The sequence below is a fragment of the Paenibacillus sp. Marseille-Q9583 genome (assembly GCF_976954365.1).
Genome location: NZ_CDRJTB010000010.1, coordinates 114584 through 124238 on the forward strand (window position 1 = coordinate 114584; position 9655 = coordinate 124238).

The following is a 9655-nucleotide window of genomic DNA, read 5'->3' on the forward strand; positions in this document are numbered from 1 at the left end:
GAGAGGTGAAGCTATGGGATTGCTGATGAATTCGGTCGTTACTTTAAGCTTGATTCCAATAATACCGTTTTTAATTGTTTATTTCATTGGAAGAGGCTTGAAAAAAGATAAAAAGAAAACTTTTATGCTCGCTATGGACGTGACTACATTTTTTTTATTATTATCGGTCTCCGCATTATTTAACAACTTGTTTAATAACGGTTTTGGGTTTTATCTTATACTACTTATTGTATTAATATCCACTGGATTGATTGGCGGCGCTCAGAATCGACTGAAAGGAAAAGTAGATGGGAAGCGGTTATTTCGGGCAGTTTGGAGACTTTCCTTCTTTTTTATGAGCGTCGGATATTTATTATTTATGTTTGTAGGGCTAATTAAGTACATATCACAAGCGATGTAATGTTCCACTGCTCCGGTGAAGCGGCAACGTCACAAAAGTTTAAAGTTTTAATAAAAAAAGAATTTTCTGAAAACATACCACTAGATTTTTTTGACCACTGGTTGTATAATCATAAACCATATACCACATTCTATTTAGGGGGAACTGCTAGATGAAGAAGAGTAAAAGTCTATTGCTAATGCTTGCATTAGTACTTGTTATCGGCACAGTGCTTGCTGGCTGCGGCGGAAACAACGCGAACAGCGGCAATAAAGGTAATGCTGGTAACACTGGTAACACGGGAACTGGTAATGCGGCTACAGAAGAGAAATTGGCTGCGGACCAAACACTGAGAATCAACCTAAGCTCTGAGCCTCCAACATTTGACCCAGGATTGGCTCAAGATAGCCAAGCTCACACTGTCCTGACAACAATGTACGAAGGTCTGACTCGCATGAATGCTGAATCTGGTCAAGCTGAACCAGGTGTTGCTGAAAGCTGGGATGTTTCCGCTGACGGTCTGGTATATACTTTCAAACTCCGTGATTCACAATGGAGTAATGGCGATCCTGTAACAACAGAAGACTTCGTTCGCGCTTGGAAACGCGTGCTCGATCCTGCTGCTGCATCCGCTGCACCTTACGCTTATCAATTGTACTACATCAAAAATGCTCAAAAGTTCTACAACAAGGAAATTACCGATTTCAGTCAAGTAGGTGTCAAAGCGGTTGATGAGAAAACTCTCGAAGTTACTCTTGAAGCCCCAACTCCTTACTTCCTTGGATTGCTTTCCTTCTACACTTATTACCCTGTACACAAATCCATTGAGAGTAATCCAAAATGGGCAACAAGTAAAGATACTATGATCGTTAACGGTGCTTTCACTCTTACTGAGTGGACTACAGGTCAAACACTTGTTGTAACTAAAAACGATAAATACTGGGATAAAGATTCCATTAAACTTAACAAAATCGACTTCTCCCTTGTAAACAGCGGTGCAACTGAACTGCTCAGCTACAAGAACGGTGAATACGATCGTGCCGGTGGACCAACTGGTGAAATTCCATCAGAACAAATTCCAATCGTGCAAAAAGAACTTCCTAAAGAATTCAGCCGTAAAGGTATTGCTTCCGTATACTACTACGAATTCAATATCACTGAAAAACCTTTCACAAACGCTAAAATCCGTAAAGCTCTTGCAATGTCGATTAACCGTCAAGCTTTGATTGACAATGTAGTACAAGGTGGACAATTCCCAGCATTCGGTTATGTACCTCCGGGTATCGCTGGTGCTGATGGTGAATACCGTACAGCAGTTAAAGATAGCTACTTCACTGAAGATCTAGAACAAGCTAAAACTTTGCTTGCTGAAGGTCTGAAAGAAGAAGGTATGGATAAACTGCCTACATTCTCTTTGACTTACAACACAAGTGAAGGTCACAAGAAAATCGCTTTGGCGATTGCTGATATGTGGAAAAACAATCTTGGTATCGACGTACAAACCGTTAACCAAGAGTGGGCTGTATTTATTGAAAACCGTCAAAACCTGAACTACCAAGTTGCACGTGCTGGTTGGACTGCGGATTACAATGATCCAATGACTTTCCTTGATATGTGGGTAACAGGTGGCGGTAACAATGATACTGGTTACGCTAACCCTGAGTATGACAAATTGATCAGCGAAGCTAAAGCAAGTACTGACTTGAAAGTACGTCAAGACAAGTTTGCAGCAGCTGAGAAATTGCTCATCGAGCAAGATCAAGTTTTGATTCCTTTGTACTACTACACTAACAACTCCCTGACTAAAGAGTACCTCAAAGGTGTTACTCTTGACTTCAGTGGTGCAATTGACTTGACTCGTGGATACTTGCTTGAGCACTAAGATTTAGCTCATGTAATTTAAACAGAATAGTTAGTTGACTGAAGTAACACAATACTTCGGGATATATATGTGGAACTCCATATATATCCCTTTTTTTTGTATTTCCGTCTATTTGTTATTTATTGTTATTTATAACATATTTAGAAAATGGACAAAAATCCGTTTTTTTCATAAAATCAATATAATGCTCTCAAAAAATTTGTCGGAGGAGGTGTGATGGGGATGGTTCGTTATGTCGCAAATAAATTCTTCTATATGTTGGTTTCATTATTTGTACTGATTTCTGCAACTTTTTTCTTGATGAAAGCTATTCCAGGGGATCCGTTTACTTCTGAGAAAAAAGTACCGCCAGAAATTAAAGCGCGTTTGATGGAGCAATATGGTCTGGACAAGCCGCTCTCTCATCAGTATTTTAAGTATTTAGGTGATATTATCCAAGGTGATCTGGGTGTATCCATGAAGCGCCTGAATCAAGATGTATCACATTTGATCGGTCAAACCTTTTCAGCGTCGCTGAAGCTGGGACTCGTCGCAATTGTTGTGGCGGTTATTGTTGGGGTTCTTCTCGGCATGTTAGCGGCACTCTATCACAGAAAGTTTCTTGACAGCGCCGCGATGGTGTTGGCAGTTCTGGGGATTGCGGTTCCGAGCTTTGTAGTCGCGTCATTATTACAGTATGTGTTCGCTTTCAAATTGGGTTGGGTACCGGTTTCAGGTTTTAAAGGGCCAATCTATTATTTCCTTCCTGTAGCAGCGCTCTCGGCTCAGCCAATAGCATTTATAGCGCGCTTGACACGTTCAAGTATGCTTGAAGTTCTGAATGCGGATTATATCAAAACGGCTAAGGCTAAGGGATTAAGCTGGATGGCTATTCTAAGCCGTCACGTACTTCGTAATGGTATCCTGCCGGTTGTTACTTACATGGGACCTATGACAGCTAACATCGTAACTGGTTCGGTTGTTATCGAGCAGATCTTTGGTGTTGGGGGTATTGGTAAACAGTTCGTGGAAGCGATTGGTGTCCGTGACTATACCGTTATTATGGGGATAACCATTTTCTATGGTGTACTACTCATGGTGGCCCGTTTCATTACTGATATTGCTTATGTATTGATTGACCCACGTATGAAATTAAGTGGAGGAAAGGAGGGCTAAAGAGTGGCATCTGATAATAACTTGTTAAAGAACATGAATCTAAAACCGGAAGACTTTCAAAAAGTCGGTGTAGATGAAAAAGAAGCCGAGGTAATCCAGCGGGAGAGTCTCTCTGCCTGGAAAGATTCTTGGCAACGGTTGCGTCAAAACAAAATGGCGATGACCGCGCTTGGGATTCTAGGCTTGATCGTGCTTGCAGCGATTATCGCTCCCTTATTCTCGAAATATAACTATTACTCCAATGACTTGATGAATACCAATAAGCCCCCTTCCTCCGATCACTGGTTTGGAACGGATGATCTTGGACGTGATATTTTCGTTCGTACTTGGTACGGCGCACGGATCTCCTTGATCGTTGGTCTAGCTGCGGCAGCCATCGACTTGTTTATCGGTGTTATCTATGGAGGTATTATGGGCTTCTTCGGCGGCCGTGTAGATAATATCATGAACAAATTCTCTGAAATTTTGTACTCCATTCCTTATCTGCTTGTTGTAATTTTGCTTTTGGTTGTGCTTGAACCAAGTCTTGGTACCATCATCCTGGCCTTAACCATTACGGGTTGGATTACGATGTCGTGGATTGTACGCGGTGAAATTATGCAGCTTAAGAACCGCGAGTTCGTATTGGCTTCCCGTTCCATGGGTGCAGGTTCTGCGAGACTGTTGTTCAAACACCTTCTGCCGAACGCAGTGGGTCCGATTATTGTAACGATTACACTTTCTGTACCAAATGCAATTTTTGCTGAGGCTTTCCTAAGCTTCTTGGGTCTTGGTGTACAAGCTCCTATCGCTTCACTTGGATCTATGATTAACGATTCACTCACCGGTTGGTTGTACTATCCATGGCGCTTTCTGTTCCCTGCCATTCTGATCAGTTTAACCATGCTTTCTTTCAACATTTTCGGTGATGGTCTTCGTGACGCGCTTGATCCTAAGCTGAAAAAATAGGAGGGTTATGGATGGAACCTATTTTACAAGTCAAAGATTTGCATGTTTCGTTTTTTGTTAAAGGCGGAGAAGTGCAAGCTGTCCGTGGTATGAATTTTGAAATTGGCAAAGGTGAAACGGTTGCCATCGTCGGCGAGTCCGGCAGCGGTAAGAGTGTAACTGCACAATCGATTATGCGGTTGATCCCTTCCCCACCCTCTAAAGTGAAAAAGGGAGAAATTATTTTCCAAGGACAAAATCTGCTAGACAAAAGCATGAAAGAAATGGAATCCATTCGCGGTAAAGATATTGGCATGATTTTTCAAGACCCGATGACTTCTTTGAACCCAACCATCAAAGTGGGCAAACAGATCACTGAAGTTTTGATTAAACATCAGAAAATGTCAGCGGCCGAAGCGAAAAAGCAAGGTATTGAGATGCTCAAATTAGTTGGCATCACAAATGCTGAGGCTCGCTTTAACCAATATCCCCACGAGTTTTCAGGCGGTATGCGCCAGCGTGTAATGATTGCAATCGCGCTAGCCTGCCGTCCGGCTTTACTCATAGCGGACGAGCCTACAACGGCTCTTGACGTAACCATTCAGGCGCAGATCATGGAAGTTATGAGAGAGATGCAGCAAAAACTAGGTACCTCCATCATTTTGATTACCCATGATCTTGGCGTCGTTGCCGGTATGTGTGATCGGGTTATTGTAATGTATGCAGGTGAAGTTGTGGAGACCGGAACAAGATGGGAAATCTTTAAGAATCCACAGCATCCATATACCAAAGGTCTGCTGCGCTCGATGCCGCGTCTGGACCAAAAGAAGGGCGAGCCGCTCATTCCGATCATCGGCACACCGCCAGATCTGATCAAGCCGCCGATCGGCTGTCCGTTCACCGCGCGTTGCAATGAAGCAATGCATGTTTGCGAACAAATCGATCCCGGCGCCACAGAATTCAGCGAAACGCATATGGCGCGTTGCTGGAATCTGCATTCGATGGCCAAGGAGGTGCAGTACTCTTGAGTAAGAACCTAATAGAGGTAGAAGGTCTTAAGAAATATTTTAATGTAGGTCAAGGCAAGGTTCTTAAGGCTGTTGATAATATTAACTTCTCCATCCGTGAGGGCGAGACGCTTGGAATGGTAGGAGAATCCGGTTGTGGTAAGACTACTGCTGGACGTACAATTCTTCGCTTGTATGAGCCAACTGCCGGAAGTGTGAAATATAATGGTACAGACATTTATAAATTGCCTTCTAACAAAATGAAAGCAATGCGTCGTGACATGCAGATGATTTTCCAAGATCCGTACGCATCACTTAACCCGCGTTTTACGGTTTCTGATATCATCGGCGAGGCACTGGACATTCACGGAATGGCTGGCAGTCGTGCAGAACGTAAAAAACGGATCGAAGAGCTGCTCGATTTGGTTGGTCTTAACCATGATCACGCTACTCGTTATCCGCATGAATTCTCTGGTGGACAACGCCAACGTATTGGGATTGCCCGTTCGTTAGCGGTAAATCCTAAGTTCATCGTTTGTGATGAGCCGATTTCCGCGCTTGACGTATCCATTCAAGCTCAGGTCGTAAACTTGCTTAAAGAATTGCAAGATCGTCTGGGATTGACTTATCTTTTCATCGCGCATGATCTGTCCATGGTTAAACATATCAGTGATCGCGTAGCAGTTATGTATTTGGGTAAAATGGTAGAATTGGCGGAAAGTGAAGAGCTTTATGCAAATCCTATCCACCCTTATACCAAATCTCTCTTGTCAGCTATTCCAATTCCGGATCCGGAAATTGAAGTGAACAAGAAACGTATTCACTTGCATGATGAGCTTGGTAGTCCTATTTATTCTGCTAACGAAAAGAGCAATGATAGTGACTTTGAATTAGTAGAAGTATCCAAAGGACACTGGGTAAGCAAAAAATTTGCTTAAATCTATAGCGAGTATTAGACAGGCGGGAGCGTTATGCTCTCGCCTCTTGTATGTAGTGGGGATATTTAATAATCATTTTAATGGATAAGAAAATAAAACGGCTGCTCTTGCATTGCTTTTTTGCAGGCATGTAATTCTTTTGACGCGGCCCCTGACTTTGGATACAATCATATAGAGTTTACGAACTTGGATTTACATATAACTGCTCAGTAGAACTGGAGGCACTAGCAAATGAATATTGTTAAGGAACCGCTCCCGGGTGGATCTGCACTCGCGCGCGACTATATAGAAAATTTTGAGAAGGTTAGTCATTTGTATGGTGGGGATTTCCGAAGCAAAGAGAGTAGAAGCATTCGGGCAGAATGGCTGGATCGTAGTGAGGGTCTCCGTGCAGACCGGACACAAGTTGCTGCATGTCTACGGCAATATAATGAAAAGCATAATTCACATGATGCGGTGATGTCTTCCCTGGCACTTTTAGAACAGCCGGGAACGTTAGTGGTTACTGGCGGACAGCAAAGCGGATTATTTACAGGACCACTACTTGTAGTATATAAAGCAATGACAACCATTATGGCGGCAAAAGAAGCAGCAGAACAGCTCGGTCGGCCTGTAGTCCCATTATTCTGGATTGCAGGAGAGGATCATGACTGGGATGAAGTGAATCATACGTATGTATTGAATCGTACGCAAGAGATTACAAAGATTAAGATAGAGAAATCAGAGGAGAAACGCTCCTCGGTGAGTAATATTCGTGTAGAAGATGAAAGCTGGCAGCAAGTAGTAGAACAGCTGGATGCGCTACTTCAAGATAGTGACTTTAAACCGCAAATTATGGAATTTATTCGATCTTCTTCGTTTAGAGCAGATAGTATGACGGATGCTTTTGCCAAACTGATGGGTTCTTTATTTGGTAAATTTGGTCTGATCCTGCTTGATTCTGCTGATCCTAACCTTCGTAAGTTAGAAGAGCCTTTCTTTACTTCGCTAATTATGCAGAATGATGCACTGGAAACAGCGTACATGAATTCTGCTTCTGATATCGTGAACGCTGGGTATGAGCTTCAAGCTGACGTTACGGCAGGCAATGCCAATCTCTTTTATATACATGATGGTGTACGATTATTGCTTCATAAGAAAGATGGCGTTTTTGCCGATCGCAAGGGCCAGGTATCGTTCACCCGTGATGAACTACTGGAGGAAGTGAAGGTTCATCCGGAACTATTCAGTAACAACGTGCTGACACGTCCGCTTATGCAGGATTATGTGTTGCCGGTTCTAGCAACGGTGCTAGGTCAAGGTGAGATTGCTTATTGGGCCATTCCGCATCGTGCGTTTGAGACCATTGGGGGACAAATGCCCCTGATCATCCCGAGAATGTCTTTCACAGTGGTGGAAGGTACGCTTCATAAGCATATGGATAAATATCAACTAAGCTTTGAGGATGTAAGACAGGGACTAGATCGTAAAAGACATGAGTGGTTGGCTGCACAGGATGAGCTGGGGATTGAACAACGTTTCGAAGAAACTAAAGCTACTTTCTCCGCCATGTACGAACCACTGATTGAACAGCTTGGAACCATTCAGGCAGGTCTGCTAAAACTAGGGAATAACAATAAAGATAAGATTTTAGATCAGATCACTTTTTTACAAGCGAAAGCCCAAGATGCAATGGCAAAACAGAATGAAGCTGCAATCCGTCAATGGGAGCGAATCGAGCTGTCGTTAATGCCACTGGGTAAACTGCAGGAAAGAGTGTACAATATCATGTATTACTTGAACCGCTACGGACTTCCATGGTTAGATGAGCTGATGGCTATTGAATCGGATTATAGTGGGACGCATCGCATCATTTATATGTAGAGAAGTATTGCTCACAAAACAAAGAAGTAACGCTCACAAAACTTGGATTATGCTTACGAAGCGAGTTTTATTGCGAAGTAAAACATAGAAGTATTGCTCCATAAAACAAAGCGTATGCTTACGATGTAAGTTTTGTACGAAGTAGATTCAATGTAGTAACGCTCACAAAACTTTTAGGAGGTTTCATTATGAGTTCATCAAAACAAAATAGTATCGTGGCTGATATGTCACTCGCACCCGAAGGTCATTTGAAAATCGACTGGGTTCGTCAACATATGCCGGTATTGAACCGTATCCGTGAGCAGTTCGAAGCTGAGCAGCCATTCAAAGGACTAAAAGTATCTATTACGCTTCATTTGGAAGCTAAAACCGCTTATCTGGCGAAGGTAGTCAAAGCAGGCGGTGCAGAAGTAACCATTACTGGATCGAATCCACTCTCTACACAGGATGATGTATGTGCGGCGCTTGTAGAGGACGGAATCACCGTATTTGCTAAGTACAACCCGTCACCTGAAGAGTTCAAAGCCCTTAATATCAAGGCGCTGGAAAGCAAACCGGATTTAATTATTGATGATGGTGGCGATTTTGCTACATTGCTACATTCGGAGCGTCCTGATCTAATGGAGAATATTCGTGGGGGTGCTGAAGAAACAACAACCGGCATCATTCGTCTAAAAGCTCTTCAAAAGCAAGGTGTGTTGAAGTTCCCAATGGTCGCAGTAAATGATGCTTATTGCAAATATTTGTTTGATAACCGCTATGGCACTGGCCAATCCGCATGGGATGGAATTATTCGAACAACCAACCTGATCGTTGCGGGCAAAACCGTAGTTGTTGTCGGATACGGCTGGTGCGGTAAAGGTGTTGCTATGCGTGCCAAAGGTTTGGGCGCAAAAGTGGTTGTCACAGAAGTGGATGCTATTAAAGCCGTTGAAGCACATATGGACGGTTTCGAAGTTATGCCTATGCTGGAGGCTGCTAAGGTTGGTGATTTCTTCGTTACAGTAACTGGTAATCGTTATGTCATTCGCGGTGAACATTATGATGTGATGAAGGATGGAGCAATCATGTGCAATGCAGGCCATTTCGACGTTGAAGTGAATAAGCCTGAATTGTCTGAAAGATCCGTATCTCAGCGTACTGTTCGCAAAAATATCGAAGAGTACCAGCTTCGCGACGGACGTAAACTTTATCTGCTTGCAGAAGGCAGACTTGTAAATCTGGGTGCTGCGGATGGACACCCTGCCGAAATTATGGATACGACCTTTGCGCTACAAGCGCTGTCGTTGAAATATGTAAATGATAATTATAAGAGCATTGGCGTAAAGGTTGAGAATGTTCCTTATGAGCTGGATGAGCAGGTAGCACGCTACAAGCTGCAAAGTCTGGGCATTAACATTGATAGTCTGACTCCAGCACAAGTGGATTATTTGGACAGCTGGAATCTGAACGATTAATTACGGAACGCACAACAATAAAGTATATTAACCAAGTGTACCTTGAA

Annotated in this window: 8 protein-coding genes; all 8 read left to right on the plus strand. The window is 43.0% G+C overall.

Translation table 11 applies throughout. From position 1 onward, the window contains the following. The first annotated feature begins 13 nt into the window (after positions 1 to 13). Positions 14 to 400 carry a DUF3397 domain-containing protein gene (locus ACWNM1_RS07485; RefSeq protein ID WP_076284770.1) on the plus strand — a complete coding sequence of 129 codons (387 nt, stop codon included), beginning with the start codon at positions 14 to 16 and terminating at the stop codon, positions 398 to 400. A 151-nt stretch (positions 401 to 551) separates the two neighbouring features. Continuing rightward, positions 552 to 2261: a peptide ABC transporter substrate-binding protein gene (locus ACWNM1_RS07490; RefSeq protein ID WP_042190881.1), complete on the plus strand. Its 1710-nt coding sequence runs from the start codon at positions 552 to 554 to the stop codon at positions 2259 to 2261. 222 nt (positions 2262 to 2483) lie between these two features. Continuing rightward, a complete protein-coding gene (locus ACWNM1_RS07495) occupies positions 2484 to 3416 on the plus strand; it encodes an ABC transporter permease (RefSeq protein ID WP_042190878.1) in 933 nt (310 codons plus the stop codon). Between the two features lie 33 nt (positions 3417 to 3449). Next, positions 3450 to 4364: an ABC transporter permease gene (locus ACWNM1_RS07500; RefSeq protein WP_042194363.1), complete on the plus strand. Its 915-nt coding sequence runs from the start codon at positions 3450 to 3452 to the stop codon at positions 4362 to 4364. An 11-nt stretch (positions 4365 to 4375) separates the two neighbouring features. Beyond that, the gene (locus tag ACWNM1_RS07505; protein WP_042190876.1) at positions 4376 to 5371 is read left to right on the plus strand and encodes an ABC transporter ATP-binding protein; all 996 of its coding nucleotides are present in this window, start codon (positions 4376 to 4378) and stop codon (positions 5369 to 5371) included. After that, complete coding sequence (locus tag ACWNM1_RS07510; RefSeq protein ID WP_449600511.1) at positions 5368 to 6288, plus strand: ABC transporter ATP-binding protein; 921 nt, start codon at positions 5368 to 5370, stop codon at positions 6286 to 6288. Before ACWNM1_RS07505 ends, ACWNM1_RS07510 begins: the two co-directional genes overlap by 4 nt. A gap of 231 nt (positions 6289 to 6519) precedes the next feature. Next, positions 6520 to 8151, plus strand: a complete 1632-nt coding sequence (gene bshC, locus ACWNM1_RS07515; protein WP_449600512.1) for a bacillithiol biosynthesis cysteine-adding enzyme BshC — start codon at positions 6520 to 6522, stop codon at positions 8149 to 8151. Positions 8152 to 8336: 185 nt separating this feature from the next. Continuing rightward, complete coding sequence (locus tag ACWNM1_RS07520) at positions 8337 to 9608, plus strand: adenosylhomocysteinase (protein WP_188114736.1); 1272 nt, start codon at positions 8337 to 8339, stop codon at positions 9606 to 9608. Positions 9609 to 9655 lie beyond the last annotated feature (47 nt).

Excerpts from the sequence above, each read along its gene's own strand:
- ACWNM1_RS07485 (WP_076284770.1), top strand. The coding sequence starts at position 14 with ATGGGATTGCTGATGAATTCGGTCGTTACTTTAAGCTTGATTCCAATA.
- ACWNM1_RS07490 (WP_042190881.1), top strand. The coding sequence starts at position 552 with ATGAAGAAGAGTAAAAGTCTATTGCTAATGCTTGCATTAGTACTTGTT.
- ACWNM1_RS07495 (WP_042190878.1), top strand. The coding sequence starts at position 2,484 with ATGGTTCGTTATGTCGCAAATAAATTCTTCTATATGTTGGTTTCATTA.
- ACWNM1_RS07500 (WP_042194363.1), top strand. The coding sequence starts at position 3,450 with ATGAATCTAAAACCGGAAGACTTTCAAAAAGTCGGTGTAGATGAAAAA.
- ACWNM1_RS07505 (WP_042190876.1), top strand. The coding sequence starts at position 4,376 with ATGGAACCTATTTTACAAGTCAAAGATTTGCATGTTTCGTTTTTTGTT.
- bshC (WP_449600512.1), top strand. The coding sequence starts at position 6,520 with ATGAATATTGTTAAGGAACCGCTCCCGGGTGGATCTGCACTCGCGCGC.